Origin of the sequence: Actinoplanes solisilvae, from assembly GCF_003999975.1 — a bacterium.
Lineage (GTDB): Bacteria > Actinomycetota > Actinomycetes > Mycobacteriales > Micromonosporaceae > Actinoplanes > Actinoplanes solisilvae.
Genome location: NZ_RJAC01000004.1, coordinates 39,157 through 64,877, shown reverse-complemented (window position 1 = coordinate 64,877; position 25,721 = coordinate 39,157). Strand labels below are relative to the sequence as shown.

The 25,721-nt window shown below is 70.3% G+C and carries 25 protein-coding genes and 1 pseudogene; 14 read left to right on the top strand and 12 right to left on the bottom strand.

The window, feature by feature from the left end:
• Positions 1 to 157 precede the first annotated feature (157 nt).
• Positions 158 to 634 carry a GNAT family N-acetyltransferase gene (locus EER30_RS13650; protein WP_127500797.1) on the top strand — a complete coding sequence of 159 codons (477 nt, stop codon included), beginning with the start codon at positions 158 to 160 and terminating at the stop codon, positions 632 to 634.
• A 118-nt stretch (positions 635 to 752) separates the two neighbouring features.
• On the opposite strand, the gene EER30_RS13645 is transcribed toward EER30_RS13650, so the two are convergent.
• Entirely contained in the window at positions 753 to 1,538 is a 786-nt protein-coding gene (locus tag EER30_RS13645) for an inositol monophosphatase family protein (protein ID WP_127500796.1), read from the bottom strand.
• 92 nt (positions 1,539 to 1,630) lie between these two features.
• On the opposite strand from EER30_RS13645, the gene EER30_RS13640 reads away from it, so the two are divergent.
• The 3 genes from EER30_RS13640 (at position 1,631) to EER30_RS13630 (ending at position 4,560) form a co-directional block, all read left to right on the top strand.
• Positions 1,631 to 2,230, top strand: a complete 600-nt coding sequence (locus tag EER30_RS13640; RefSeq protein WP_127500795.1) for a sugar O-acetyltransferase — start codon at positions 1,631 to 1,633, stop codon at positions 2,228 to 2,230.
• A gap of 11 nt (positions 2,231 to 2,241) precedes the next feature.
• Positions 2,242 to 3,318 (top strand): LLM class flavin-dependent oxidoreductase, encoded by a 1,077-nt coding sequence (locus tag EER30_RS13635; RefSeq protein ID WP_205650227.1) that lies wholly within the window; start codon positions 2,242 to 2,244, stop codon positions 3,316 to 3,318.
• Positions 3,319 to 3,528: 210 nt separating this feature from the next.
• Positions 3,529 to 4,560, top strand: coding sequence for an alpha/beta fold hydrolase (locus EER30_RS13630; RefSeq protein ID WP_127500793.1), 1,032 nt, complete (start codon positions 3,529 to 3,531; stop codon positions 4,558 to 4,560).
• 93 nt (positions 4,561 to 4,653) lie between these two features.
• Here EER30_RS13630 and EER30_RS13625 read toward each other — a convergent pair whose 3' ends face one another.
• Genes EER30_RS13625 through EER30_RS13615 form a run of 3 tightly spaced genes read right to left on the bottom strand, consistent with a single transcriptional unit; the run spans position 4,654 to position 6,972 of the window.
• Positions 4,654 to 5,154, bottom strand: a complete 501-nt coding sequence (locus EER30_RS13625) for a DUF1990 domain-containing protein (protein WP_127500792.1) — start codon at positions 5,152 to 5,154, stop codon at positions 4,654 to 4,656.
• A gap of 4 nt (positions 5,155 to 5,158) precedes the next feature.
• Positions 5,159 to 6,352 carry a PrsW family intramembrane metalloprotease gene (locus EER30_RS13620; RefSeq protein WP_127500791.1) on the bottom strand — a complete coding sequence of 398 codons (1,194 nt, stop codon included), beginning with the start codon at positions 6,350 to 6,352 and terminating at the stop codon, positions 5,159 to 5,161.
• On the bottom strand, positions 6,349 to 6,972 hold the full coding sequence (locus tag EER30_RS13615; protein WP_127500790.1) for a hypothetical protein: 624 nt from the start codon (positions 6,970 to 6,972) through the stop codon (positions 6,349 to 6,351). Before EER30_RS13615 ends, EER30_RS13620 begins: the two co-directional genes overlap by 4 nt.
• Before the next feature lie 86 nt (positions 6,973 to 7,058).
• Between EER30_RS13615 and glgX the strand changes: the two genes are divergently transcribed.
• Positions 7,059 to 9,167, top strand: coding sequence for a glycogen debranching protein GlgX (glgX, locus tag EER30_RS13610; protein ID WP_127500789.1), 2,109 nt, complete (start codon positions 7,059 to 7,061; stop codon positions 9,165 to 9,167).
• Between the two features lie 74 nt (positions 9,168 to 9,241).
• The gene (locus EER30_RS47900) at positions 9,242 to 9,505 is read left to right on the top strand and encodes a hypothetical protein (RefSeq protein WP_205650226.1); all 264 of its coding nucleotides are present in this window, start codon (positions 9,242 to 9,244) and stop codon (positions 9,503 to 9,505) included.
• A gap of 621 nt (positions 9,506 to 10,126) precedes the next feature.
• Here EER30_RS47900 and EER30_RS13600 read toward each other — a convergent pair.
• A complete protein-coding gene (locus EER30_RS13600; RefSeq protein WP_240670002.1) occupies positions 10,127 to 11,389 on the bottom strand; it encodes a citrate synthase 2 in 1,263 nt (420 codons plus the stop codon).
• 68 nt (positions 11,390 to 11,457) lie between these two features.
• Between EER30_RS13600 and EER30_RS13595 the strand changes: the two genes are divergently transcribed.
• The 4 genes from EER30_RS13595 (at position 11,458) to EER30_RS13580 (ending at position 14,563) form a co-directional block, all read left to right on the top strand.
• Positions 11,458 to 12,906, top strand: coding sequence for a citrate synthase (locus tag EER30_RS13595; RefSeq protein WP_127500788.1), 1,449 nt, complete (start codon positions 11,458 to 11,460; stop codon positions 12,904 to 12,906).
• Positions 12,845 to 13,441, top strand: coding sequence for a nitroreductase family protein (locus EER30_RS49920; protein WP_127500787.1), 597 nt, complete (start codon positions 12,845 to 12,847; stop codon positions 13,439 to 13,441). The genes EER30_RS13595 and EER30_RS49920 overlap by 62 nt, the downstream gene beginning before the upstream one ends.
• The gene (locus EER30_RS13585; RefSeq protein ID WP_127500786.1) at positions 13,438 to 13,779 is read left to right on the top strand and encodes a VOC family protein; all 342 of its coding nucleotides are present in this window, start codon (positions 13,438 to 13,440) and stop codon (positions 13,777 to 13,779) included. The genes EER30_RS49920 and EER30_RS13585 overlap by 4 nt, the downstream gene beginning before the upstream one ends.
• A gap of 157 nt (positions 13,780 to 13,936) precedes the next feature.
• On the top strand, positions 13,937 to 14,563 hold the full coding sequence (locus tag EER30_RS13580; protein ID WP_127500785.1) for a hypothetical protein: 627 nt from the start codon (positions 13,937 to 13,939) through the stop codon (positions 14,561 to 14,563).
• A 147-nt stretch (positions 14,564 to 14,710) separates the two neighbouring features.
• Here the strand turns inward: EER30_RS13580 and EER30_RS13575 are convergent, their stop codons facing one another.
• Entirely contained in the window at positions 14,711 to 16,489 is a 1,779-nt protein-coding gene (locus tag EER30_RS13575) for an ABC transporter ATP-binding protein (RefSeq protein WP_127500784.1), read from the bottom strand.
• A gap of 85 nt (positions 16,490 to 16,574) precedes the next feature.
• Here EER30_RS13575 and EER30_RS13570 point away from each other — a divergent pair, with 85 nt between their 5' ends.
• Positions 16,575 to 16,997 (top strand): MarR family winged helix-turn-helix transcriptional regulator, encoded by a 423-nt coding sequence (locus EER30_RS13570; protein WP_127500783.1) that lies wholly within the window; start codon positions 16,575 to 16,577, stop codon positions 16,995 to 16,997.
• Here EER30_RS13570 and EER30_RS13565 read toward each other — a convergent pair.
• The 4 genes from EER30_RS13565 to EER30_RS13550 form a co-directional block, all read right to left on the bottom strand.
• Positions 16,879 to 17,835 (bottom strand): hypothetical protein, encoded by a 957-nt coding sequence (locus EER30_RS13565; RefSeq protein WP_127500782.1) that lies wholly within the window; start codon positions 17,833 to 17,835, stop codon positions 16,879 to 16,881. The two genes, EER30_RS13570 and EER30_RS13565, sit on opposite strands and share 119 nt — an antisense overlap.
• A 226-nt stretch (positions 17,836 to 18,061) precedes the next feature.
• Positions 18,062 to 18,670: a carbonic anhydrase gene (locus EER30_RS13560; RefSeq protein ID WP_127500781.1), complete on the bottom strand. Its 609-nt coding sequence runs from the start codon at positions 18,668 to 18,670 to the stop codon at positions 18,062 to 18,064.
• Positions 18,671 to 18,693: 23 nt separating this feature from the next.
• On the bottom strand, positions 18,694 to 20,247 hold the full coding sequence (locus EER30_RS13555; protein WP_205650225.1) for a GAF domain-containing protein: 1,554 nt from the start codon (positions 20,245 to 20,247) through the stop codon (positions 18,694 to 18,696).
• An 81-nt stretch (positions 20,248 to 20,328) separates the two neighbouring features.
• Positions 20,329 to 21,162, bottom strand: coding sequence for a tetratricopeptide repeat protein (locus EER30_RS13550; RefSeq protein ID WP_164842317.1), 834 nt, complete (start codon positions 21,160 to 21,162; stop codon positions 20,329 to 20,331).
• 169 nt (positions 21,163 to 21,331) lie between these two features.
• On the opposite strand from EER30_RS13550, the gene EER30_RS47040 reads away from it, so the two are divergent.
• Positions 21,332 to 21,523 carry a hypothetical protein gene (locus tag EER30_RS47040; RefSeq protein WP_164842316.1) on the top strand — a complete coding sequence of 64 codons (192 nt, stop codon included), beginning with the start codon at positions 21,332 to 21,334 and terminating at the stop codon, positions 21,521 to 21,523.
• On the opposite strand, the gene EER30_RS13545 is transcribed toward EER30_RS47040, so the two are convergent.
• Positions 21,520 to 21,957 (bottom strand): MarR family winged helix-turn-helix transcriptional regulator, encoded by a 438-nt coding sequence (locus EER30_RS13545; RefSeq protein WP_240670000.1) that lies wholly within the window; start codon positions 21,955 to 21,957, stop codon positions 21,520 to 21,522. The genes EER30_RS47040 and EER30_RS13545 overlap by 4 nt on opposite strands.
• Before the next feature lie 73 nt (positions 21,958 to 22,030).
• Here EER30_RS13545 and EER30_RS49380 point away from each other — a divergent pair, with 73 nt between their 5' ends.
• Positions 22,031 to 24,067, top strand: coding sequence for an MMPL family transporter (locus EER30_RS49380; protein ID WP_205650224.1), 2,037 nt, complete (start codon positions 22,031 to 22,033; stop codon positions 24,065 to 24,067).
• A gap of 71 nt (positions 24,068 to 24,138) precedes the next feature.
• On the opposite strand, the pseudogene EER30_RS13535 reads toward EER30_RS49380, so the two are convergent.
• Positions 24,139 to 24,687, bottom strand: a pseudogene (locus tag EER30_RS13535) (ABC transporter permease subunit); the annotation flags it as partial.
• Positions 24,688 to 24,721: 34 nt separating this feature from the next.
• Here EER30_RS13535 and EER30_RS13530 point away from each other — a divergent pair.
• Complete coding sequence (locus EER30_RS13530) at positions 24,722 to 25,621, top strand: LLM class flavin-dependent oxidoreductase (protein ID WP_127500778.1); 900 nt, start codon at positions 24,722 to 24,724, stop codon at positions 25,619 to 25,621.
• Positions 25,622 to 25,721: the final 100 nt, after the last annotated feature.

Sequence of the window (25,721 nt, the reverse complement as noted above, 5' to 3'; positions counted from 1 at the left end):
GCTGTCGCGGTCGGCAGTTCGTCCCTGACCGCGTGCTCAGCCCAGCCTCGTGCGCCGACTGATCCGCCGTCGTCGTGATCGAATCGGTGCTCCTAGTTACCATTCCCGCCACACCGGCGGCAACCCCGTGCCGCGGCCCGGCACCTACGATGACTTCATGATCAATGCGCGACGGGCCACGGTGGACGATGCGGTGGAACTGGTGCGGCTCCGCGAAGTGCTCATGGGCGTCCGGTCGGACGAGAACACGACCGGCTGGCAGGAATCGTCCCGGCAGATCCTGCGGCGCCGGCTGGCCGGGCCCGCGCCGACAATGGCCGGCTTCGTGGTCGACCAGCCGGACGGCACCGGCCGCCTCGCCGCCTGCGCGGTCGGCATCATCGAGGAGCGCCTCGGTGCTCCGCGCAATCCACAGGGCCTGACCGGGTACGTATTCAACGTCGCGACCGATCCTGCCCAGCGGCGCCGCGGTTATGCCCGTGCGTGCACCGTCGCGCTGCTCGATTGGTTCCGCTCCGAGGGCGTGGGCGCGGTCGACCTGCGCGCTACCGCCGAGGCCGAACCGCTGTACGCCTCGCTGGGCTTCGCCCGCGTGACCGACCCGTCCATGCGGGCGAACCTGTCTTTGAACTGATCGGCCAGGCCCGCTTCTCACCAGCTCGCGAGCGTGCCAGTTCGCGGGATGGTGTGCGTGTCAGCCGCCGGCTCGCCGGCGGGTCGGTCACCGGCTCACGAGCGGGTCGATCACCGGCTCACGAGCGGGTCATTTGCAGCAGCGCGGCGTGGGTCTCTTCGTCGGCGGCGATGAGGAGGCCCTCTCTGCCGGCGTGGAGTGGGCCGCCGTCCAGATTGGTGACTACACAACCCGCGGCTTGGCAGAGGGCTGTGCCGGCGGCGAAATGCACGCTGTCGCCGAGCCGGCCGTCGGTGATGTAGGCGGCCCGGCGACCGGCGGCCACCCAGGCTACGGCGAGCGTGCTGGAGATGACGCGCGGCTTGAAGCGGTCGGTGAAGCGCTTCTCCACAAGCAGGCCGGCTGTCCGGAAGGCCGGAGCGTTAGTGAACGGAGGGTCCAGGTTGAGGTCCACCAGATTCGTGGCCGGATCCGGTCGCAGCCGCGTGTCCTTTCCGTCCCGCCGCAGCCAAGCCCGCTCGCCGTCGGTCCAGAACACTTCCGCGGCGAACGGGTCGGCCGAGGCAGCAGCCGGGGTGCTCGTGTTGGTGCGCAGGGCGACGTTCACCGAGGCGAGCATCGTGTGGGCGGCGAAGTTGAGGGTGCCGCAGAGGGGATCGACCAGCCACTCGCGACCGTTGGTGGTGATGCCGCTGCGGCCGCTCTCCTCGCCGACGATCGCGTCGTCCGGGCGGGCTGTGCGCAATACCTCGAGGATGGCCTGTTCCGCTTCGAGGTCGGCCTCGGTGGCGAAATCGCCGGGAGCTTTGGCGAATTGCTGGACCCGGGTTCCATACCTTTTGAGTATCACCGCGGCGCCCGCCTCGGCGGCGGTGACGGCCAGAGCCGCATCGTCGATCAACATCGGCCGATCATAAAGAGCGGCATGACCGCGTACGGCGGAGAATTGATCTTCGGAAGGGTTCCGCCCAGGGAGCGTACGCGTAAGGATCTGTTGTGACACTTGAGGAGCAGCGGGCGCATATTCTGACCGGCGCCATGTATGACGATCTCACCGATGAGCTGGTGCAGGCTCGGCAGCGGGCGGTGTTGCTGACCGGGGAGTACAACGCCAGTTTCGGGCAGGCGGCGGCGGCTCGCGAGACGATCCTGCGGCGGCTGCTGGGGGCGGTCGGGGCGAACTGCCATTTCGAGCCGACGTTCCGGTGCGAATTCGGGTTCAACATCAGCGTCGGGGACCGGTTCTACGCGAACTTCGACTGCGTGATGCTCGACGGCGGCGGGATCACGATCGGTGACGATGTGCTGTTCGGGCCGCGGGTGGGGATCTACACGAGTAACCACGCGATCGACCCGTTCGAGCGGGCCGCGGGCGGGTGCTACGCCAAACCGGTGACTATTGGTGACCGGGTCTGGGTGGGTGGCGACGTGACGATCAACCAGGGTGTGACGATCGGTGACGGGTCGATCGTGGGGTCGGGCAGTGTGGTGACGCGGTCGGTGCCGCCCGGGGTGATCGTGGCGGGCAATCCGGCGCGGATGCTTCGGGAGATCACCGAAGCGGACAAGACCGGATTCGGGAGGAGCACGTCATGACACGTGTCGGTGTGATGCTGCCGCGGGATCTGCCGGTGGGCGAGGTATTGGACTACGCGCGGCGGGCTGACACGCTGGGCTTCGACGAGCTGTGGGTTGTGGAAGACCTTGGATACCGTGGAGGTATCGCACAGGCGGGTTCGGTGCTTGCTGCGACATCGCGGATCGTCGTCGGGATCGGCATTCTGCCGGCCGGAGCGCGCAACGCGGCGTTCGCGGCGATGGAGCTGGCAACGCTCGCGCAGCTCTTCCCGGGCCGGGTGATCGCGGGAATCGGCCACGGCATGCCCGACTGGATGCGTCAGGCCGGTGCCTGGCCGGCGAGTCCGCTGACCCTGCTCGAGGAATTCACGGTCGCGGTCCGCGCCCTGCTGCGGGGCGAGCCGGGCCCGGCCGCCGGCCGTTACGTCAACGTCGAGGGCGTGATCATCGGCGAGATCCCCGAAGTGGTGCCGCCGGTCGTGCTCGGCGTCCGCGGCCCGAAGTCGATCGCCCTGGCCGGCCGGGCCTCCGACGGCGTCCTGCTCGCCGAGCCCGCCGCCCCGCCGTACATCGAGGCCGCGATCCACCAGATGGGCGTGCCGTCGTCGCCGAGCTGGCCACCGGTAGCAACGATTTCGACGCGGGAAGCGGCGGCGACGGGGCAGGCGGCCGGCACGGCTTGGGCTGAGCGCGGCGAGTCGACGCGCGGAACGACAGGCACCGTCAGGGGTGATGGCGGCGGGTCGGGGCTTGAGGTCATCACCTATGACGCGGCAGTTGTCGGGGTGGATGGCGTGGCGGCCCGGGAGCTCGTGCGGCCGGGGCTGGCCTGGATCGGGGAGCCGGATTGGGCGCCGCACCTTGCGCCCATGCCGTTCGCGGACGCGATCGCTCGGCACCGGAAGGTATCGGAAAGCCCGGAACGATTCGCTGAGAGCATGGACGACGAGTGGGTCAGGGCATTGTCGCTGGCGGGTACGGCCGATGAGGTTCGTGAACAGATCGGGGCTCGGCACGCTGCCGGGGCTACGAGCGTCGTGCTGATTCCGGCCGAGACGGATCGGCTCGGTTCGCTGGAACGACTCGGCCAGGTTCTGCGGTCGTAGCGCTGCCGCGGCCGCTGACCTGAGGTCGAGCAACGGGCTCCGGCCGGTCACGACGTCGGTTGCGGGGTTGGAGGTACAGGTCACATGCCTGGGGTTCGCACCAGGGACCCCGGGCATCGGGCGACCAGTGGGTTCTCCTGGTTCCCGTGTCTCCCCGGGATGTGAGCGTGGGATGCGACGACAGCGCGATATCCACAGGAGAGGCTTGTCATGGACATCAACCCGCTCGGTGACCTGCACCAAGGCCGCCGCCAGTTCCTGCTCACCACCGGGGCCGCCGCGGTCGCCGCCGGCATCAGCCCGCTGGTGGGCGGCGGGCCGGCGGGGGCGGCGCCCGCGGGTGGCGCACGGTTCGGGCCGGTGAGGCAGCTCGACGCCGGTGTGCTCAACGTCGGATATGTCGAGCTGGGGAAGACCAGGGGCCGGCCGGTCATCCTGCTGCACGGGTTTCCGTACGACATCCACAGCTTCGAGGAGGTCGCGCCGCTGCTCGCCGCGCGCGGCTACCGGGTCATCGTCCCGTACTTCCGGGGCCACGGATCGACCACGTTCAAGTCGCCGGATACTCCCCGTAACGTCGATCAGGCCGCGTTCGCCCTGGACATCCTGGCCCTGATGGACGTGCTCAAGATCAAGAGGGCGGTCCTGGCCGGGTACGACTGGGGATCGCGCACGGCCGACATCATCGCGGCGCTGTGGCCCGAGCGGGTCAAGGCACTCGTCTCGGTAACCGGCTATCTGATCACGAACCTGGACGTGAACAAGGAACCGCTGCCGCCCGCGGCCGAGAACGCCTGGTGGTACCAGTACTACTTCTCGACCGAGCGGGGCCGGAAGGGCTTCGAGAAGTACACGGCCGAGATGGGCGAGTTCATCTGGAGGTTCAACTCGCCGACCTGGAAGTTCTCCGAGGCCACGTACGCCCGTACGGCCGCGGCGTTCAAGAATCCGGACTACGTGCCCATCGTGATCGGCAACTACCGGTGGCGGCTCAGCCTCGCGCCGGCCGAGCCCGAGTACGCCGCCATCGAAACGCGCCTGCAGAAGGGGCCGACGATCGGGGTGCCGACGGTCACGATCGACGGCAAGTTCGACCCGTTCACGCCCGCCGGCAACGGCAGCTCGTACCGCAAGCACTTCACCGGCAAGTACAACCACCGCACGTTCAACGTCGGCCACAACGTGCCGCAGGAGGCGCCACGCGAGTTCACCCAGGCCGTGGTGGACGCGGACCGGCTCTGAGAGAAGGACCGGCCTCAGAAACGAGCCGCCCGGGAAGACCAGCTCGGGCCGGAGAGACCAGCTCGGGCCGGGGGGAGCCGAGGCGGGAGCGGGTCAGTGCTCCGCGGTGGCGAGTTGCTTCATGGCCTTGAGGTAGCGGCCGGTCGCGTAGCGCTGGACCAGCGTCGCGACCGGGCCGCCGAGGCGGACGAGCAGCGAGGCGGGGCGGCTGAACGCGCGGATCCGGAACCGCACCTCACCGTCGGGCGCGATGCTGACGATGAAAGCTTCCTCGCCCCGCTCGGGATGGCCGGGCAGGGTCCCGTACGCGAAGCCTCGACGGTCAGGATCGTCGACCGTGTAGACGACTCGGCACGGGATGGGCAGCCCGAAGAACCGAGGGGCCACCTCCATATCCACAGCGGCCGGTTTGTCCACAGCCACCCGGAAGCCGGCCGTGCGGTGCATCCTCCAGTGGAAGAGTCCGTCCACAGCGCGGTCGAACGTCGCACGGCCGGAACCCAGACGCACGTCGCGCACCACATGGGCGTACCCGGAAGGCAGCGGACCCTCGCGGGTGGCGCCGACCTCCGGGTACGTCAGCCGAGTCTCCATGTGATCAAGGTAGTGGCCGTGGCGGAGCGGCGAGGGCGGGACCCCCGCGCAGGCGCAGCACCTCGGCCCGCGCGTGCGCCACTCGTGGCGTCTCGTGCCCGCCCGACGTCGCGATCTCCTGGGCGAGGTCGTGCGCGCTCTCGATCAGGTGCCGGGCGCGGCGGCGGCTGTGGACAAGCTTGCGGAAGTGCCGGCGGTCCTTGTGGAGACCGCTGACCGCGTCGAGCAGCGGCTGATCGATCACGCCGGACTCGACCTCGGGCGCGAGCAGTTCGCGCATCCACAGGCGCTCCTTCGACGACGCGAGGCGCCGCACGACGAGCAGAACCACGATCGCGAGCGGCATGAGGATCAGGTACGGCCCGGCGATCAGCAGGAAGGTGACGCCCTGGAAGAGGCCGGCCGCGTCGTCCCACGCGAAGTGCAGGAACATGGCCGCCAGACACGCCGCCACGCCTCGGCCGACGCGCCGCTCCCCCGGCGTACGGCCGAGGATCCACATGACGCCGGCGCAGAACACCGCACTGAACAGGGCGTGCGACGTGATGCCGACGAAGCCGCGGACCGCCAGGATGAACAGCGAGGACTCCAGTTGTCCCACGCCGAAGCTCGAGGTCGCGTTGTTGTAGGCGTACAAAACGTCCTCGAACACCTGGAAACCGAGTCCGATGAAGGCACCTATGATGAACCCGTCGTACGCGCTGCGGACCAGGCGCGGGGCCAGCGCGATGAGCAGGATCAGCCCGAGGGCCTTGCCCCACTCCTCGTTGATCGGCGCGCTGAGCCCGGCCCCCCATGTGCCCGCGCCGGTCGGGCCGAGCAGCTTCGTCCAGATCTCGAGCAGGGCGGTGTTGGCCGGCAGCGCGATCCAGAACGTGGCGGCCACGCCGCCCCACAGGAAACCGGCGCCCAGCAGACCGGCCGGCTGCGCGGTGTAGCGGTTCTGGCGGCGCAGGAACAGCAGCCACGGGATGAGATAGATCCCGAAGAAGATGATGCCGCTGGTCACCGCGAGCCGGTAGGTGCCGAACGCGGGCCCGAAGTATTTGATCAGGCCGACCGCGCCGAGTCCGACGCCGATCACGTACACCCAGAAAGCGGGGTTGTGCGGCTGGATCAGCTTGAACCGTTCGCCCCAGCCCGACTCCTCGATGGCGGTGAGCTGTGAATTCTTGGCCGGTACGCCGGTGACGGTCATTCGTTGGCTCCCGCTGTGATGCTCCGCAGGAGGTCCTGGATCTCCCCGGAGTACTGCTGGAACTCGCCCGGGACGGTGTTCACGTCGACGAGCAGCGCCGGCGCCGTGGCCGGGTCGGTGTTGGACATCTTGAACGCGGCGAGCAGCTCGTCGCCCTCGCTGCCGCTGGCCGTGCGCACGACCCCGACCAGGCCCGACGCCGTGGTGAAGGTGGTCGGCGAGGCGGAGATGTTGGCGTTCGGGTCCTCCGAGAGGATCACCTGGTCCAGGAACTGGGACGCCGAGCCGTCGAACGACGCGCCGATCATGTTGATGGTGGCGCCGCCCATGGCCAGCCGCACGGTGTCGCGGGTGGCGCTGACGCCCGTGTTGTCGCTGACCAGCGCCCCGTCCTCCAACTGCCAACCCACCGGGGGTACGGCGGTAGCGCCGTCGCCCAGGTCGAGGACGTCGCCGGCCTTGATCGGGTTGTCCCACGGGACGACCGCGTTCAGGGCCGGCCAGCCGTAGATCAGCAGCAGGGCGACGACGAGTACGAAGATCGCCGGTTTGAGCTGCCGCCGGTCCAGGCCGAGCCACCGGTGCTCGACCGGCACCCAGCCCCGTATGTCTGTGCTCATGTATTGACCCCCTATGCCTCAACCTAGTGCCGACAATGCCCGAGCGCTCGGATTGACTTGGGTGATGGGAGGGAAGCAACAGCGGCATGCAGATCTGGCCTGGAAATCCGTACCCGCTCGGCGCCACCTACGACGGCGGGGGAACGAACTTCGCGCTCTTCTCGGAGCTCGCGGAACGGGTCGAACTGTGCCTCTTCGACGACGACGGCAACGAGACCCGGATCGAGTTGCCCGAGCGGGAGGCCCTCGTCTGGCACGGATACATGCCGCGCATTGTCCCGGGTCAACGTTACGGCTATCGCGTTCACGGGCCGTACGACCCGGCGAACGGGCTGCGCTGCAATCCCAACAAACTGCTTCTCGACCCGTACGCCAAGGCGATCGACGGACGCAACGACTGGAACGAGGCTTTGTTCGCATACCGTTTCGGGGAGCCCGGCGCCCGTAACGACGACGATTCCGGCCCGTACGCCCAGCGCTCGGTGGTCATCAATCCGTTCTTCGACTGGGACAACGACCGGCCGCTGCGGATCCCGTTCCACCAGACGGTCATCTACGAGGCCCACGTGAAGGGCATGACGCAGCGGCACCCCGGCATTCCCGAGGACGTGCGCGGAACGTACTCGGGGCTCGCCCACCCGGTGATGATCAACTATTTGAAGGAGCTCGGGGTGACCGCCCTCGAATTGATGCCGGTGCATCAGTTCGTGCACGACAGCACCCTGATCGACCGCGGCCTGACCAACTATTGGGGCTACAACACCATCGGGTTCTTCGCGCCGCACAACGGCTATGCGTCGTTCGGTGGGCACGGCGGGCAGGTGCAGGAGTTCAAGTCGATGGTCAAGGCGCTGCACAAGGCCGACATCGAGGTGATTCTCGACGTGGTCTACAACCACACCGCCGAGGGCAACCATCTCGGGCCGACGCTGTCGTTCCGGGGCATCGACAATCCGGCCTACTACCGGCTGGTCGACGACGACAAGCAGTACTACTACGACACCACCGGAACCGGGAACAGCCTCAACGTGCGGCACCACGAGTCGTTGCGGCTCATCATGGACTCACTGCGCTATTGGGTGACCGAGATGCACGTGGACGGCTTCCGGTTCGACCTCGCCGCGGCACTGGCCCGCGAATTCCACGCCGTCGACCGGCTGGCCGCGTTCTTCGACCTGGTCAACCAGGACCCGGTGGTGTCACAGGTCAAGCTCATCGCCGAGCCGTGGGACGTGGGCGACGGCGGCTATCAGGTGGGCGGCTTCCCGCCGTTGTGGACCGAGTGGAACGGCCGCTACCGCGATTCGGTACGCGATTTCTGGCGCGGCGAGCCGTCCTCGCTGGGCGAGTTCGCGTCCCGGTTCACGGGCAGTTCCGATCTGTACGAGATCGACGGCCGTCGACCTATTGCTTCGATCAACTTCGTGACCGCGCACGACGGGTTCACGCTCGACGACCTGGTGTCGTACAACGACAAGCACAACGACGCCAACGGCGAAGGCAACCGGGACGGGGAGAGCCACAACCGGTCGTGGAACTGCGGGGTCGAAGGGCCGACCGACGACGCGGCGATCGTCGCGCTGCGGGAACGGCAGAAACGCAACTTCCTCACGACGCTGCTGCTGTCCCAGGGTGTGCCGATGATCGCTCACGGGGATGAGCTGGGCCGCACGCAAGGCGGCAACAACAACGTCTACTGCCAGGACAACGAGATCAGCTGGGTCGATTGGACGGACGCCCGGAATCAGGACGTGCTGACCAGCTTCACGCGCCGGCTGACGGAGCTGCGCGCGAAACACCCGATCTTCCGGCGGCGGCGCTACTTCACGGGTGACTCGGTCGGTGACGACAAGATCCCGGACATCGCGTGGCTGCGCCGCGACGGCCAGCCGATGACCGAGGCCGATTGGAACACGCGCAGCGGCATGACGATGACGGTTTTCCTCAACGGGCACGGCATTCCGGAACGCGACGCGCTGGGCGAGGCGATCACCGACGACTCGTTCCTGCTGCTGTTCAATCCGCTCGGGGATCCGGTGCAGTTCACGCTGCCCGATCGCGGTTTCGGACGTACGTGGGAGCTGGTGGTGAACACGGCCGATCCGCTGCTGGCTACGCGGCGCAAGACGGCGAGGGCGGCGACGAAGCTGGAGGTTCTGGGGCACACGCTGGTGGTGCTTCGGTGCCGCTATTAGTCGTGCACCCGGCTCGTGTCCGCGCGGCTGGCCGGCGGCTCGGCCCGGCTTCGCGGTCATCGGCGGTTGCGGGGGTGGTTCCGGGCGACGCGTTCGTTGCCGTGCCGGTAGTTGCCGGTGAGGCGGGCCATCAGTTCCTGCGGGTCGCCGCCCGTCTCGACCTCGGCGAGGAAACGGGCGGCGGCCGGACCGCGCAGGGTTCCGGCCGGCCGCCCATGATGCAGCAGTTCGACGTCGCCGTTCTTGCGGACGCGATAGGTGAAACCGTTACCTCTCAGTGTGCTTTGGTGAGCACATGGTCGGTAGTCCTGCCTTGCAGCGGGACGGTCCCGGTCTGACCGACTGGTGTCGTGCCGGGTTCACGCTTCACAGCCACCTGCCCGCATACACGGGTCTTCCGGTCGGCTCCACGTGCTGCCACCGAGCCACTCCCGGCAGTATTGTCCGACTCGACCGCGAGAGCGGCCGGGTTCAGTGCGGCGTTCCGGTCCGGTCGATGACCAGCCCGCACGCCTCACAGGCGAATTCGCGCTCGGACAGAGCCGGCTTGGTTGTCACCGCGCCCCATGCCGAGCAGGTCTTGGAAAAGCGATCCCGCAACGCGCCCTTGCCAAACGTTGACATCACGGCCAGCCGCCGAGATCGCAGAGACGACACCGGAACGCACACCATCGCTCACGGCCCCCCTTCCTGCGCGCCCCCATCGGGACGAAAGCAGCCTCCCGTACCGCATAACAACTAGTCAAGAGACATATTGTCGTCTGCCTAGGATTTGGCACGTGGCGTCGCGGCACGGTTGCCTGCGGGGTACCGGTGGCCGCTGCCCATTCTTTCCATTGACACCGTCACTATTGCCAACCAGTGAGCACTACCGACTATCAACACGTCAGCAGATGCCACCCTCTGGTGATCCGGCCATCGCCTCATCGCGTCGGCAACCGGGTGGACTCGCGACCGGTTTACCGAGCGGTGGCGTGGCGCTTCACCGCTTCCTCCCAGCCGGGCAGCAGGGCGGCGGTGCGTTCCGCCGGGCCCACGTAGTCGGCCGACGGGCGGATGATCTTGGCGAGACGTTTCTGTTCGAGGATGTGCGCGCTCCAGCCGGCCGTTCGCGCACAGGTGAACATCGCGGCGAGCATGTCCACGGGCACCTCGGCGAAGTCGAGCACGATCGCGGCCCAGAACTCCACATTGGTCTCCAGGACCCGGTCGGGTTTGCGTTCGCGCAACTCGGCCAGGGCGGCTTTCTCCAGTTCCAAGGCGACCTCGTAGCGGGGCGCGCCCAGTTCGCGGGCGGCCTCGCGCAGGATCCGGGCTCGCGGATCCTCGGCCCGGTACACCGCGTGGCCGAAGCCCATGAGCCGTTGCCCGCTGTCGAGCACGTTTTTCACGTACGACCGGGCGTCTCCACTTTTCTCGACGGCGGCGACCATGCCGAGGGCGCGGGCGGGTGCGCCGCCGTGCAACGGGCCGGAGAGCGCGCCGGTTGCGGCGGACAGGCAGGCCCCGACGTCGGCGCCGGTGCTGGCCACGACCCGGGCGGTGAACGTGGAGGCGTTCATGCCGTGCTCGGCGGCGCAGACCCAGTAGCGGTCGATCGCGGCGACATGCCTCGGGTCCGGCTCGCCCCGCCAGCGAATCATGAACTGGGACGTGACGTCGTGCCCCTCGGCGACGCGGTGCTCGGGCACGGGCGGCAGGTCGTCGCCGCGCGCCGATCTGGCGACCACCGCGAGCATCGCGGCCGATGCCCGCGCGACATCGTCGCGGGCTTCCTCGTGCGACAGGTCGATGATCGGCCTCATGCCGAGCGCGGCCGCCGCGGCCTGCACATCGACTCGAACGTCGCCGCTGCGAAGCCGAAGCTCGTCCCCACCCGCCACACGCGCCGCAGGCCCGCCCACACCCGCCGAGCCCGCCACGCCCACGGCCGGCTCGCCCACACCCGCCACACGCGCCGCAGGCCCGCCCGCACCCGCCACACGCGCCGCGGGCCCGCCCGCGCCGCCGACCACCCGGGGCTGCTCCTGCCCCGCCGGGAGCAGCGGGGATTCGAACGAGCCGTCCGCGAGCAGGCCCCACACGTCGCCGAAGGACACGACCCCGGCCAGCGAGCGGATGTCGACGCCGCGGTAGCGGAGCGCCCCACCGTCGCGGTCCGGCTCCGCGATCTCGGTGTCGAACGCGACGACACCGGCCAGTCCTGGATTCACAGTCACCATGTGCACACCTTGAGATGCCGTTCATATTGACGTCAACATTGATCCAGTCAACATGAGAGGATGTGCACATGCCCGCCGATCCGCCTCTGCTGTCCACGTCCGAAGTCGCACTGCTGCTCGGGGTCAAACCGGCCACGGTCTACGCCTATGTGAGCCGCGGCCTGCTCGGCAGCCGCCGCAACGCCGACGGCAAGAACAGCCTGTTCGACCGGCGCGAGGTCGACGCGTTCCTGGCCGCCCGCAAGCGCCCGGGCACTCCCGGCATCCAGACCGGCATCACGTTGATCCGGGACGGCGGGCTCTACTACCGCGGGCACGACGCCGTCCAGCTCGCGCGGGTCGCCAGCTTCGAAGAGGTCGCCACGCTTCTGTGGACGGGCACTCGGGCCTACGTCGGTCTCGATCCCGATCCGGCGCTTCGTCACCTGGCCGAGGCGGTGATCGCCCCGCTCCCCCGCACGGCCCGCCACACCGACCGCCTCCGCGTGATCACCGCTGCCGCGGCGGCCGGCGACCCGCTGCGCTTCGACACGTCCCCCGCCGCGGTCATCGCCACCGGCCGAGCGCTGCTGGGCACGATGGTCACCGCTCTGCCCCTCGCGATGCGGGCCGCGGACCCCCGGCCCACTGCGGACGGATCAGCGGGCGGGGGAAGCGGACCGGAGTCACGAGGCGTGGGACGGGCAGCGGGCACCGGACGAGCGGCCAGCGCGGCGGTCGAGCGTGGGGCGGGTTCGGTAGCCACTCCTGACGCAGCCGAGGACGAGCCGAGTTCAGAGGCAGCGCGCGGGGTGATCTCAGCAGCAACCCACGCCCTAGCCAGAGACAGGTCAGGCTCGGAACCGGCTCGCGACGCGGGCGAGGTGGCCCGGCGAGGCGACGGTGGGGCGGAGCGGTTCGCGGAGAGGCTGTGGCCGCGGCTGACCAGCCGGGAGCCGATGCCGAGGGACCACAACCTGCTCGACGCCGCGCTGATCCTGCTCGCCGATCACGACATCGCCGCGTCGACGTTGGCCGCTCGGGTGGCCGCGTCCACGCGCGCCCATCCGTACGCCGTGGTGGGGGCTGGTCTCGCGGCTCTTGACGGGCCTCTGCACGGGGCGGCCAGCAGTCATGCCTACGTGTTGCTCGCCGAGACCATGTCGCGGACCGACCCGGTCAGCACGATTGCCGGGCGGCTGCGTTCGGGTGAGCCTGTGCCGGGGTTCGGGCATCGGCTGTATCCCGACGGGGATCCGCGCGCGACGGCGCTGCTCGACATGCTGGGCGACACCCGGGCCCGTGACGCTGCCGAGCGCCTCTCCGACGTGCTTCGCGCGCGGTCCGGTGTACTGCCGAATGTCGACCTTGCTCTGGCCGCACTGACGCTGGAGCACGACATGGCGCCCGACGCGGGCGAGACCATCTTCGCGATCGCGCGTACGGCCGGGTGGCTGGCCCACGCCCTCGAGGAGTATGCCGACCGGCCGTCGCGGTTCCGGCCCACAGGCGAATACGCGGGCCAGAGCCCCGCCTGACGGGCGGCCTGGGGGCGAGACCCCGGGGTTGTCCACAGGCCGCGCCGGGCGAGGTCCGGGCGCGATATCGTCCCCGCATGTCTTCCGCCGACCCGTCCAGCCTGTCCCTTCTCGAAGGGCTTCACTCCACGCCCGCCCGCCGCTACCTGTCCCTCAGAGCGGCCTGGGCGCGGCGAATTTCCGGGCCGCCGACCACCTCGCCTACCACCTCGAGGAAGCCCCGGTCTGGATCTTCCCGGTGCTGCTCGGGGCGGCGAAGTCGGCCAATCCCCGGCTGGGCTCGTCGATCTACGGCGCCGTTCAGCACCTCATGCTGGCCGCCCGCGCCCACGGCATCGGCTCCACGCTGACGACGCTGCACACCGGCCACGAGGACGACGTACGCAAACTGCTGAACCTGCCCGACGACGCGCTCACGATGGCGCTGATCCCGCTGGGCTACCCGGCTCGCGGGCGGTGGGCGCAGCCCAAGCGGCGGCCCCTCGACGAGGTGGTCTTCCACGAGAAGTACGAGGAACGGGAGGTGTCGGCTTGACGGCATATGTGAAGAGTTTGACCTTCGATTGTCAGGACGCGCTGGTGGTGGCCCGTTTCTGGGCGGCCGCGCTCGGCGGCGAGCTGGACGGGGACGCGACCTCCGAGAAGGCGTTCGTGGAGGCGCCCGGGTGGGGCGGGCCGAGCCTGTGGTTCCAGCGGGTGCCCGAGCCCAAGCAGGGCAAGTTGCGCCTGCATTTCGACCTGCGGGCGCCCGGTGGGGACGTGCCGGCCGAGGTGGCACGCCTGACGGGGCTGGGGGCGACGTTCGCGTGGGAGGTGAACGGCCTGACCGTGCTGCGCGATCCGGAGGGCAACGAGTTCTGCGTCGAGGAGTAGGACGGTTGCGGCCCGGGTGAGACGGGCTGTCGGCTGCCCGCGAAGACCGGGGGCGGTTCCCGCGCGGGCCTCGGCGAAGCGCGGCGACTCGTAAAGAAGGGCGGGGCGCGACCGATAGCGGGGTATCGCTCCCCGAACCCTAGGAAGGACCTCGCCCATGTCGCAGCGGACTATGCCGGTGCGCGACGACCGGTGGCAGCCGGTGGACCGGATCTACGACGGCTTGATCGATCGCGCGGTCGACAACTCGGAGGACTCCGAGGCCCGCGACGGCACCGCCGAGATGATGGCCGGTGGGCTGCTCCTGGCGGTCCTGTTCGTCGCGATCCTGAAGGGGGCCGGGTCGATCGAGGTGGCGCTGGCCGTCTGCGGGCTGCTCGGCGGGCTCGGCTTCCTCTACATGGTCAACAGCGCGCGGCCGGCCAAGGGGGACCGCAAGCAGGCGCTCAGGGAGCTGGGCGGACCCGGACTGCTCCCGGCCGGCTACCTGGTGCACCGCAAGGCGTGGGAGGCGGGTGTGTCCGACCACGTGGCGGGCGTCCCCGAGTCGCAACTGCTGGCCGCGGCCGAGCTGTGCAACATCTTCCCGGGTACGGTCGACGACCTGATCAAGTTCGTCGGGACCGTCGCGATCCACGTGCCGGCGGATCGTCACACCAGCGCGGACGACGTGCGGCGGCGGGCCCGCGACCTGGTGCGGGTCGGCAAGCCGATCGTCGTCGACTACGCGAAGAGCGCCCCGGCGCTGCCCACGCCACCGCCCGAGGGCGAGAAGACCAAGTAGGCGGACAGCGAAGCGCCCCGGGCCGGTTGGCTCGGGGCGCTTTGTCAATGGGGGGTGGGTGACGCGCGGGGGTGGGTTGCCACGCTGGGCCGCGGCCGAGCGGGGTGGGACCCGTCGACGTGTGGAAGGCGGCGTCGGGCCGGGGCGTCACGCGGCCAGGGCGGCGTAGCGGCCGCCCACGTCGACCAGGGTTTCGTGGTTACCCGATTCCAGGATGCGGCCGTGGTCGACCACGGCGATCTGGTCGGCGTCGCGGACCGTGGAGAGGCGGTGGGCGATCGTGACCGTCGTGCGGCCCCGGGACAGTTCGTCGAAGGCTTTCTGGACGGCGCGTTCGGTCTCGTTGTCGAGGGCGCTCGTCGCCTCGTCCAGCACCAGGATGCGCGGGTCGCGCAGCAGCGTGCGGGCGATCGCGATGCGCTGCTTCTCGCCGCCCGAGAACCGGTGGCCGCGGGAGCCGACCGTGGTGTCGTACCCGTCGGGCAGCCCGGCGATGACGTCGTGGATCTGGGCCGCCCGCGCCGCCGTCTCGATCTCGGCGTCGGTCGCGTCGGGTTTGGCGTAGCGCAGGTTCTCGCGGACCGACGTGTGCAGCAGGTACGTCTCCTGGCTGACCACGCCGACGATCGTGGCCAGGGTGTCCAGCGACATGTCCCGCAGGTCGACCCCGTCGATCGTGATGCGCCCGGCCGTCGGGTCGTAGAGGCGCGCGATCAGGGCCGCGATCGTGCTCTTGCCGGAGCCGGTCTCACCCACGAGCGCGAGGGACGACCCCGCGGGCACGTCGAGGGTCACTCCGGCGACCGCGGCCGCCGGGCTTCCGGCGTACGTGAATGTGACGTCTTCGAAGCGCAGGTGGCCGCGCGGGGCCGGCACCGCGACGGGGCTGGACGGTTCGTCGATCTCGACGGGCAGGTCGAGGTATTCGAAGATGCGCGCGAACAACGCCAGCGAGCTGGTGACCGTGACACCCACGTTGAGCAGGCCCATCAGCGGACGGAACAGCCCGGCCTGCAGCGCTGTGAAGGCGACGAGCGTACCGATGCTCATTGATCCTCGGGTCAGGGGCATGCCCGCCGCGAGGTAGATGACCGCCGGGATGGCGGCGAAGACGATGCTCATCGAGGCCATGCGCCAGCGGCCGGCCAGTTCGGAGCGCAGCTCGAGATCGATGAGCCGGCTCGACGAGTCGGTGAAGCGGTCGACCTGGGCGGGGCCCGTGCCCATGGTCTTGCTCAGCTGGACGCCGCCGATCGACAGGCCCTCCTCGATGATCACGTTGAGGTCGGCCAGTTCACGCTGGCGCTGCGCGGTGATCGCGCGCCGCATGCTCGCGACCTTGCGGGTGAGCCAGATCGAGGGCGGCAGCACGATCAGCGACACGAGCGAGAGTTGCCAGGACAGGGCGGCCATGGCCACGGCGGTGGCGAGGACGGTGGTGAGGTTCGAGGCGATCGAGGTGGCGGTGGAGGTGACGACCGCTTCCATGCCGCCGATGTCGTTGGTGATGCGCGACTGCACCTCGCCGGTGCGGGTGCGGGTGAAGAACCCGATCGACTGGCGTTGCAGATGGCGGAAGACCTCGGTGCGCAGCCGGTGCATGACGCGCTGCCCGATGCCGGTGGAGATCCAGGTCTGGACGACGCCGAGCGCGGCGGTCACGGCGGCGACGGCGACCATGCCGATCACGAGCCAGACGAGCAGCCGCAGATCGGACTGGGGAAGGGCGGTGTCGATGACCTCGCGCAGCAGGAACGGGCTGGCCATGCCGACGATCGACGAGGCGATGATGGTGAGGACGACGACGGTCAGCGGACCGCGGTGGTCGGTGAACAGGGAGCCGATGCGGCGCAGGGAGACACTGCGGGCCTGCGCGATCTCGGCGGCGGTGGGCTTCTTGCGGGAGCCACGAGTAGCGCTTTCCAAGAGCGGACCTTCTTCCGTACGGGGGTGACATGCTGAGGTTACCTCAACATGAGGGAACAACAGAAGTCGCTGGTACGGTATTCCCGTGCACGAGGACGACGACGAGGGCCTGCTCGACACGTTCTTCGCCGTGTCCCGGCGGCTGCGGCACCGCACCCGCGACGCCCTGGAGCCGTGGGAGCTCTCCCCGTCGCTGGGCCGCGCCCTGAGCGTGCTGTCCCGCCACGGCGACATGCGCCCCGGTGCCCTCGCCGAACACCTGCGCATCGCGCCGCGCTCGGCCACCGAGGTCGTCGACGAACTGCAGGCCATGAACCTGGCCGAACGCCACCCCGACCCGACCGACCGCCGCGCCGTCCTGGTGACGCTCACCGACGAGGGCGTGCGCATCAGCCAGAACATCCACCGGGCCCGCCGCGCCGCCGGCGAACGTTTCTTCGCCACCCTCTCCCCCGACGACCGCGCCGAGCTGGCCCGCCTGCTGCGCCGGCTGCGCGACGACGCCTGACCGGCCGCGCCTCAGGAGAGTTCGCGGTAGGCGCGCAGCACCGCTTCGGTTCGTTCGGCCAGTTCGGAAGCCGGGTCGGGCAGGGACGACGGCGTTGCCGAGGTGAGGCGGGCGATCGTCTCGTCGGCCTGCTGGCCAGCTCGGCGATCTCCTGGTCGCGGATGAAGTCCTCGCCGGCCTTGACGACCGCGGCCAGAGTCGCCAGACGGCGACGGATCTCGGTGTCGAACTCGGCCAGGACGGTCGTCGTCGTGGCCACGTGCCCGGCCAGTTCGGAGGCGCCGTCGTGCTCGGCCAGGCCGGCGTGCAGCTCACGCAGTTCCTGACGCTTCTCCAGCGCGCCGGCCAGGTCGAACATCGCCTGCGCGAGCTGCCTCTCGGCGACCGGGACGTCGACCAGCGCGCCGAGCGCCGGCCACGTCTCGGCCGAACGCCGGCAGAGGTCGGCCGCCTGGGCGAACAGCGCGCGGTCCCGGGCGCCGGTCAGAACGTGGTGCTGGTCGCGATCGGACTCCAGGCGGGGCGCCGAGATGACGCCGGGCCGCTGCCACCATCCGTACCCCCAGCCACCGGTCACGGCGGCCACCCCGAGAAAGGCGAGGACGGCACCGCCCACCGCTCCGCCGGCCAGATATGCGCCACCGAGAACCACGGAAGCCACGCCGCCGCCGTAGAGGGCGCGCGTCAGCCGGCGGCGATCGGGTCCCTTCTCGGCCGGGGTGAGCTGGACGACCCGGCCCCAGCTCAGCGACCGCCATCGGCCGGCCGTGACCTTCAGCGGCAGCCAGGACACAATGGTCAGTTCGTCGTCGTGGGCCACGTAAAGGATCGGCGTCATCCTCGCTCCGCTCTCCAGGAAGGCGTTTCGCATCATTTCATGGACGCGGTCACCTCCTCATGAGCGCGGCCATCAAGTCGCCGACCCGCACCCCCGGCCTCTCCGCGAGACCGGCGATGCAGGCGGCCAGACCGTCGTGCCCGATCTCGACGTCGTTAGGCCGCCCGCTGTTACGACGCGTTGACGGGCCGGACGACCCTGGAGGGAGCGCCCGGCCCGGGGAGGGTCAGGCAGCGAGAGCCGGCTGCCCTACCTCGGTCACCGCGCCCGTGGCCAGGCTGTACCGGGCCGCCACCGCCTCCACCGACCCGCGGCGCAGGGCGTCACCGATCAGCGCCGACCGCTGCCGCAGCAGGTCGACGGTGACCAGGCTGTGATGGCGGCCGATCTCGTCGGCGGTCGTGGCGCCGGCCTGGCGGGCCAGCAGCACATGGTGGGCGATGCGCTCGGCGACGTCGCGGATGTGACCGGGCGGCACCTGGGCGTCGTCGACGACGCACGTCGCCGCCTGCACCGCCCCGCACCCCTCGTGCCCGAGCACCACGATCAGCGAGACGCCGAGAACCTCGACGCCGTACTCGACCGACCCCAGCGTGGCCGAGTCGAGGACGTGCCCGGCCGTGCGCACGACGAACAGGTCGCCGATCCCCTGGTCGAACAGGATCTCGGCCGGCACCCGCGAGTCGGAGCAGCCCAGAACCAGGGCGTACGGGTTCTGCGAGTCGGTTGTCGCGGCTCGGCGGGCCGCGCCCCGGTCGACCGCGGCGGTGCTGCGGTCCTCGACCCATCGGCGGTTGCCGTCGAGCAGGCGGCGCCAGATTTCGTTGCTGTGCATGGGGGTTCGCGCTCCAAGAATGGTCAGTTGAGGATCGCGCCGGTGGTGGCGACCTGTTCGGTGAGGACGCCGGCGATCAGCTTCTGGGTCTGGTTGATCTCTTCCACGGCGGTGTGGATCTCGGCGAGCGACGCGGTGACGGCGTCCACGCGGGCCTGGATGGCGTTGACCTTGGTGCTCACCTCGGTGGTGGCGCGCTCGGTCTCGCTGGAGAGTTCCTTGACCTCGCCGGCGACGACGGCGAAGCCCTTGCCCGACTCGCCCGCGCGGGCCGCCTCGATGGTGGCGTTGAGCGCGAGCAGCTTGGTCTGCGCGGCGATCGACTGGATCGTCTGCACGACCTCGTTGATCTCGGCGCTGGCCTGGCCCAGGGCGGCGACCTGCTGGTTGGCCTCGACGGTCAGCTGCTCGCCCTGCTCGGCGACCGTGGCGGCCGAGTTGACGTTGCGCTCGACCTCGGCGATGGAGTCGAGCAGTTCGCGGCCGGCGTTGTGCAGCTGCTGGGTGGACGCGAACCGTTCGAGGGCCTGGCCGACGAGGAACGCGGTGTTGCGCAGGGCGCTCTCGCGGCCCGGGTACATGATGAGCGTGCGGGTGGCGAAGAAGTCCATCGTGCCGACGATCTTGCCGCCGACCTTGATCGGCAGGCAGACGCCCGACTTGACCCCGGCGGCCTGCGCGGCCGGACGGCGTACGCAGTCGGTCAGCTCGCCCAGGTCCTCGACGAAGACGAGATCGTCGCGGGCCCACGCCCGGCCCGACAGCCCGACGCCCTTGGCGAACGACGCCGACATCGTGACCTGCCGGAACTCGGCGCCCGCGTCACCCGACTCGAGGGCGAAGCGCAGCACGTTGTCGTCCTCGTCGAGCTGCCAGAACGAGCCGTACTGCCAGTCGAAGTCCTTGCGGATGGTCTCCAGCGCGGAGCGCAGAGCCTGGTCGCGGCTGGCCGCCTGGGTCAGCTCACGGATCACTGTGGACACGGCCTCGACGTCCTGCGCGGCCTTCTCCTGCCGCACGGCCTCGTGCAACCGGGCCAGGGCGCCGGAGACGAGCTGGCCGATGGCCCGCAGCACCTCGAGGCGGCCGTCCGACGGGTTCAGCTCCTCGGTGGCGAAGAAGTCCATGGTGCCGACGACACGGTTGTCCTCGATGAGCGGGAAGCAGAGGCCACTGCGGACGCCGGCCCGGGCGGCGGCCGGAACGCGGACGCAGTCGCTGACGTCGGCGATGTTACGCACGAAGACCAGGTCGCGGTTGCGCCAAGCCCGGCCTGACAGGCCGACGCCCTCGGCGAACGAGGCGTCCAGTGTGACCCGCCGGAACTCCTCGTTGACGGTGCCGCTCTCCTGCGCGAAGCGCAGCGCCTTGCCGGTCGGGTCGAGCTGCCAATAGGAGCCGTAGGCCCAGCCGAACAGCCCGCGGACCAGCTCCAGCCCCGTACCGATCGCCTTCTCGGGCGTGGTGGTGGCCTCCATCGCCCGCATGATCGCGGTGATCGCCTGGACGTCGGCCTGAGCCTCGGAAAGCTCGGCGTTGACCTTCTCGGCCACGGCCCGCTTGCTGCTACCGAACACTGCTGCTCCCTTCGCGAGAGCGACGCGGCGTCGCTCAGTTGACGTAAGATTCGGCAATCGCCGGGTCCACTTGATACTTGGTCAGCCTTTTCGTCGCCGCGTCCACGCGGTGAAGCACGCAGCCGACGCCGTGGCACAGAAAACAGCCACGAGCAGAGGCATGGGTACGTCAAGACCGGCGACCCGGATGAGCACCGCGAGCACGAGCAGCGCGACCAGCAGCACCCCGAGCAGCACAGCCGCGACATGAGCCGCCACCGAAGAGCCTTCCCGGCGTACGCCGCCGGCCGGCACCCGCAACGACTCGGCGAACTCGTCGCCCACCCGCACCAGCGACTCGGCGTCGACGATGCGCTCCTCGGCCACGGTCAGCCGGCGCACCTCCGCGAGGGCCCGCTCGTGCCCCGGCACCAGCCGCACCGCGCGCGAATACGCCTCGCGGGCGCTCAACGGCCGCCCGGCGGCGAACAGGGCCATCCCGTACGCCACCTGAACGTCGGCGTCGTAATACGCGATCTCGGCCGCGGCGGCCAGCAGCGTTTCGGCCTCCGCCGTACGCCCGGCCGCGAGCAGCGCCCGCCCGTGCCGCTCGGCCGGCCGCGGGTTGCCCGGGTCCTCCTCGACGGCGGCGGCCGCGGCGGTGACGGCCAGGTCGTGCCGTCCCAGAGCCGTGTAGGCGGCGCTGACCCAGTAGAGCTCCTCGACGCCGCGCGGGTTCAGCCCGAGCGCCGTACGTGCCGCTTCGAGGGCGTCGCCGTACGACCCCAGGGCCATCCGGGCGCGGGCCAGCAGCAGCCAGGCCACGGCGTTGCCGGGCTCGGCGTCCACGACGGGCGTCAGCAGGCCGGCGGCCTGAGCGGCGCGCCCCTCGGCCAGCAGGGCACCGGCACGGTCGAGAAGAAGGTCTGTCTGCACATCGGTGTATTCGGGGCCGCCGGTCGCAGCCCCGGTCCCGCCCGGGTGCGCCCTGGTTGTGAAAACGTGACGCAGGTCATCGGCCCGGTCCGTCAACCGCCCCGGTGGCAATGCCGATCGAGAACGGTTGCCAGCGAGGTGCGACCCCCGACCTGCAAGGAGACAAGCCGTGACGATCACCCAGTCCCCCTGGACCGCCCACACCAGCCTTGTGCACCTGCGCGCCGACGTGCAGCGCCTGCGCACCGACTTCGTGACCGGGGCCGACAAGGAGGTCCTGGCGGCCGACCGTGCCGCCGTTCACGACAGCCGTCGCGCTCTGAACTCTCACCGCGCCGCGCTGGTCGACGTACTGGTCTAGCCTTTGATGGCGCCGAGCATCCCGGTCAGGAAGCGGCGCACGGTCTCGAGCTCCTCGGGGCTGAAGCCCTCCATGACCGCCTGGCTGCGCGCGCCCAGCGGCCGGAAGAACGCCGCGGCCAGTTCCATCCCCGGCTCGCCGTAGCGCAGGTGGACAACCCGGCGGTCCGCGCTCTCGCGGGTGCGGCGCAGGTGCCCGGCCCGTTCCAGGCGGTCGATGACCGCGGTCGTGGCCCCCGACGAGAGTGCCAGGGTCTCCCCCAGCCGTCCCGGCGTCAGCGGTGTCCCGCGCCGTTCCGCGTGCATCACCGCGATCAGCGCCTGCAGGTCGGTGAAGTGCAGGCCCTGCTGGTTGGCGAACTCATGGGCCACCCGCTGCGCCTCGATGCTGTAGAGCCGCAGCAGATCCACCACGTCGGCGCGCAGATCATCCACCGCGCCAGTGTTGCAGATGTCGTCGCGCTGGGTAAGAATCTCGATTGTCGAGATGCTTAACCGTGGAGGGATCATGCGACGCGCCTGGTTGACGCTCGTACTTGCCTTGCTGATCGGCGGTGGCGTGCTCGCGTTCGCCGGCCCGCTGGAGACGACGAACGACCCCACCGCCTCGCTGCCCGCCACGGCCGAGTCGACGAAGGTCGCCGAGCTGGAACGGCAACTCCCGTCCGGCCAGATCAATCCGGCCCTGATCGTCTTCGCCAAGGACGACGGCACGCCCCTGACGGCCGACGAGCTCAAGGCCATCGAGACCTTCGGCACCCCGATCCTGGCCCCCGGCAAGGACGCCGCGATCGTCTCCAAGCCGTACCCGGCGAGCTACTCCGCCGAGCAGATCGTCGACGCCGTCACCCAGCTGCGCCAGCAGGTGCGCGCCGCCCTGCCCGCGGGCGTCACCGCGCAGGTCACCGGCGGCGCCGGCTTCACCGCCGACCTGGCCGACAGCTTCTCCGGCGCCAACACCCGCCTGCTGATCGTGACCGTCGTCGTGGTCGCCCTGCTGCTGCTCATCACGTACCGCAGCCCGATCCTCTGGCTCGTCCCGCTCGCGGTCGTCGGCCTGGCCGACCGGCTCAGCGGCGCCATCGTCGCCATCCTGTCGCGCCACACCGACCTGGCCATCGACGCGTCCACCAACGGCATCATCACCGTGCTCGTCTTCGGCGCCGGCACCAACTACGCCCTGCTGATCATCTCCCGCTACCGGGAGGAACTGCACCACTTCGACGACCGTTTCGAGGCCATGCGTACGGCGTTGCGCGGCGCCGGTCCCGCCGTGCTCGCCAGTTCCGGCACGGTCGTGCTCAGCCTGCTCACCCTGCTGCTCGCCAGCCTCGGCAAGAACCTCGCGCTCGGCGTCGCCGGGGCGGCCGGCATCGCCATCGCCGCCGTCTTCGCCCTGTTCGTGCTGCCACCCGCCCTGCTCGTCTGCGGCCGCGGCCTGTTCTGGCCGTTCGTCCCCCGCGTCGGGCAGGCCGGCGTCGAGGCCGAGAACGGCATCTGGGCCCGCATCGGCCGCGGCGTCGCCCGCCGCCCCGCCCGCGTCGCGATCGCCGCCGTCATCGTGCTGGCCGCCCTGGGCAGCGGCCTGGTCGGCACGAAGCTCGGGCTCTCGCAGGCCGACCAGTTCCGCGTCGAGGCCGAGGCCGTCGACGGCCTCGAAACCGTCAGCCGCTACTTCCCGGCCGGCGCCACCGACCCGGCCACCGTCATCACCACCCCCGCCCGCGCCGAGGAGGTCCTCGCGCTGGTCACCAAGACCCCCGGCGTCGCCACCGCCCGCGTCGGGGAACAGAGTGGCAACCTCACGAGCATCAGCGCCGTGCTCACCGCCGCGCCCGACACCCCCGAGGCCTACGACACCGTGCGCGCTCTGCGTGAGCGGGTCGGACCGGAGGACGCCCTGGTCGGCGGCAGTGTCGCGGCCAGCCTCGACGACCGCGACGCGGCCCGGCGCGACCTGACCGTCATCGTCCCCGCCGTGCTGATCGTCGTGCTGCTCGTGCTGATCGGGCTGCTGCGCGCCCTGGTGGCCCCGGTTCTGCTGCTGCTGACGGTCATCGCCAGCTTCGCCGCGGCCCTGGGCGCCGGGAGCTGGCTGTTCCGGACCGTCCTCGACTACCCGGCCCTCGACACCGGCGTACCGCTGCTCGCGTTCCTGTTCCTGGTCGCGCTGGGCGTCGACTACAACATCTTCCTGGTCACGCGAGCCAAGGAGGAGACGCCGCGGCGCGGCACCCGCGACGGCATGGTCCACGCCCTGGCCGTCACCGGCGGCGTCATCACCAGCGCGGGCATCCTCCTCGCAGCCGTCTTCGCGGTGCTCGGCGTGCTGCCGGTCATCACGCTCACCCAGATCGGCGTGATCGTCGGCATCGGCGTGCTGCTCGACACGCTCCTGGTGCGTACCGTGCTGGTCCCCGCACTGGCGACCATGTGCGGGGACCGGTTCTGGTGGCCTAGCTCGACGGCGCCGACACGGTCGACGCCATCTGCGCGGCCGGCGTCGGCGACAGCACCCCCGGCCGGAACGCGACCAGGAACTTGAGCCGCTTGGTCAGGTCGACGCCGTGGACGATGGCGGCGAAGTGCGGGGACAACGAATCGAATGACCTCGTTCTCCTTCACGCCGGCCCTGTCCAGCGCCGCGAGCAGGCTGTAGTGCGCGGTCGAGGCGAACGGCGTCGCCACCTTCTTGCCCTTCAGCGAGGCCACGTCGGTCACTCCGCTGCCGTTGCGCGCGACCAGCGCCTCGTTGTCGCCCGCCACGTCCAGGACAAAGGCCACCTTGTACGGGATGTTGAGCGGCGCCGACAGGCCACGCGCGACGGGACTCGACCCGATGGCCGCGATGTCGACGCTCTTGGCCACGAACGCGGTGTTGATGCTGGCGCCGGAGTCGAATTTCGTCCACGTGATCTGGTAGTCGGGCAGCGCGTTCGGCAGCGTCACGTCCCGCACCACCGCCCAGCGGCCCGCCCCGAGCGCCCGCGCCGCCTCGACCAGCCCGGTCGGCGCGCCCTGCACGGCGCCGGCGGTGGCCACGGCGACCGGCGGCAGCGCGGCGATCGACAGCAGCCACAGCTTCGGCGTCTCGTCGATGCCGAACCAGATGATGAACAGGCTGAAGTAGGCCAGTGGCGGCAGGGCCTGTACGAAGGTGACCACCGGCTCGCCGCGCGACAGACGCTAAGGTCCGTACGTGGCGAGGCCGTGCCTGGTTGGTCTGCAGCTGCCCGAGGAGGAACGCCGGGTCGGCTGGCCCGAGACGGCCGCCCTGGCCCACACGGCCGAACAGGTCGGCTTCGATTCCCTCTGGGTCGGCGACCACCTGCTCTTCGACGCTCCCGACGGCACCGTCAAAGGCCCGTTCGAGGCGTGGACGACCCTGGCCGCCCTCGCCGCCGTCACCACCCGCGTGCAGCTCGGCCCCCTCGTCGCGGCCACCGTGTTCCACGCCCCGGCGATGCTGGCCAAACAGGCTGCCACGGTCGACGCGATCTCGGGCGGACGGCTGATCGTCGGGCTGGGCGCGGGCTGGAACGTGCGCGAGTTCACCGCCTTCGGCTTCCCGTACGACCACCGCGTGTCCCGCTTCGAAGAGGCGTTCACGATCATCCGCGGCCTGCTGCGCGACGGCCACGTCGACTTCCACGGCACCTACCACGTCGCCGCCGACTGCACGCTCGACCCGCCACCCGTACGCCCCGGCGGTCCGCCGCTGTGGCTCGGCTCGGTCGCCCCACGCATGCTGCGCATCGGGTTGCCCCACGTCGACGCCTGGAACGTCTGGTGGGCCGACTACGGCAACACCCCGGAGGGCTTCGCCGCCGTACGCGAGCGGGTCGACCGGGCCGCGGCGGTCGCCGGCCGCGCCCCGGGTGAGGTGCGGGCGACCGCCGCCGTCCTGATCCGCCTGCCCGGCGCCGAGGGCCGCCCCGACGTCGACGCGTCGTCCAACCCGGTCGAGGGTTCCCCGGCCGACATCGCCCGCCACATCCAGGCGATGGCGGCCGCCGGCGCCGCTCACGTCCAGCTCGTCGTCGACCCGATAACGGTCGGCTCCGTAAACCTGCTCGGCCAGGCTCTCGCTCTGCTCTGAGCGCGAGGACCGATGAGATTTCGCCGCGGAGACCGTCTCTACTCACGTACGAGCGAATCGGCACACCGGGAGGACGGCATGAGCGACGTCGAACCGCAGA

Bases quoted from the DNA above. Each gene is read 5' to 3' on its own strand.
- EER30_RS13650 (WP_127500797.1), top strand. From the start codon at position 158: ATGATCAATGCGCGACGGGCCACGGTGGACGATGCGGTGGAACTGGTG.
- EER30_RS13645 (WP_127500796.1), bottom strand. From the start codon at position 1,538: ATGTTGATCGACGATGCGGCTCTGGCCGTCACCGCCGCCGAGGCGGGC.
- EER30_RS13630 (WP_127500793.1), top strand. From the start codon at position 3,529: ATGGACATCAACCCGCTCGGTGACCTGCACCAAGGCCGCCGCCAGTTC.
- EER30_RS13625 (WP_127500792.1), bottom strand. From the start codon at position 5,154: ATGGAGACTCGGCTGACGTACCCGGAGGTCGGCGCCACCCGCGAGGGT.
- EER30_RS13620 (WP_127500791.1), bottom strand. From the start codon at position 6,352: ATGACCGTCACCGGCGTACCGGCCAAGAATTCACAGCTCACCGCCATC.
- EER30_RS13615 (WP_127500790.1), bottom strand. From the start codon at position 6,972: ATGAGCACAGACATACGGGGCTGGGTGCCGGTCGAGCACCGGTGGCTC.
- glgX (WP_127500789.1), top strand. From the start codon at position 7,059: ATGCAGATCTGGCCTGGAAATCCGTACCCGCTCGGCGCCACCTACGAC.
- EER30_RS13600 (WP_240670002.1), bottom strand. From the start codon at position 11,389: ATGGTGACTGTGAATCCAGGACTGGCCGGTGTCGTCGCGTTCGACACC.
- EER30_RS13595 (WP_127500788.1), top strand. From the start codon at position 11,458: ATGCCCGCCGATCCGCCTCTGCTGTCCACGTCCGAAGTCGCACTGCTG.
- EER30_RS49920 (WP_127500787.1), top strand. From the start codon at position 12,845: ATGCCGACCGGCCGTCGCGGTTCCGGCCCACAGGCGAATACGCGGGCC.
- EER30_RS13580 (WP_127500785.1), top strand. From the start codon at position 13,937: ATGTCGCAGCGGACTATGCCGGTGCGCGACGACCGGTGGCAGCCGGTG.
- EER30_RS13565 (WP_127500782.1), bottom strand. From the start codon at position 17,835: ATGACGCCGATCCTTTACGTGGCCCACGACGACGAACTGACCATTGTG.
- EER30_RS13560 (WP_127500781.1), bottom strand. From the start codon at position 18,670: ATGCACAGCAACGAAATCTGGCGCCGCCTGCTCGACGGCAACCGCCGA.
- EER30_RS49380 (WP_205650224.1), top strand. From the start codon at position 22,031: ATGCGACGCGCCTGGTTGACGCTCGTACTTGCCTTGCTGATCGGCGGT.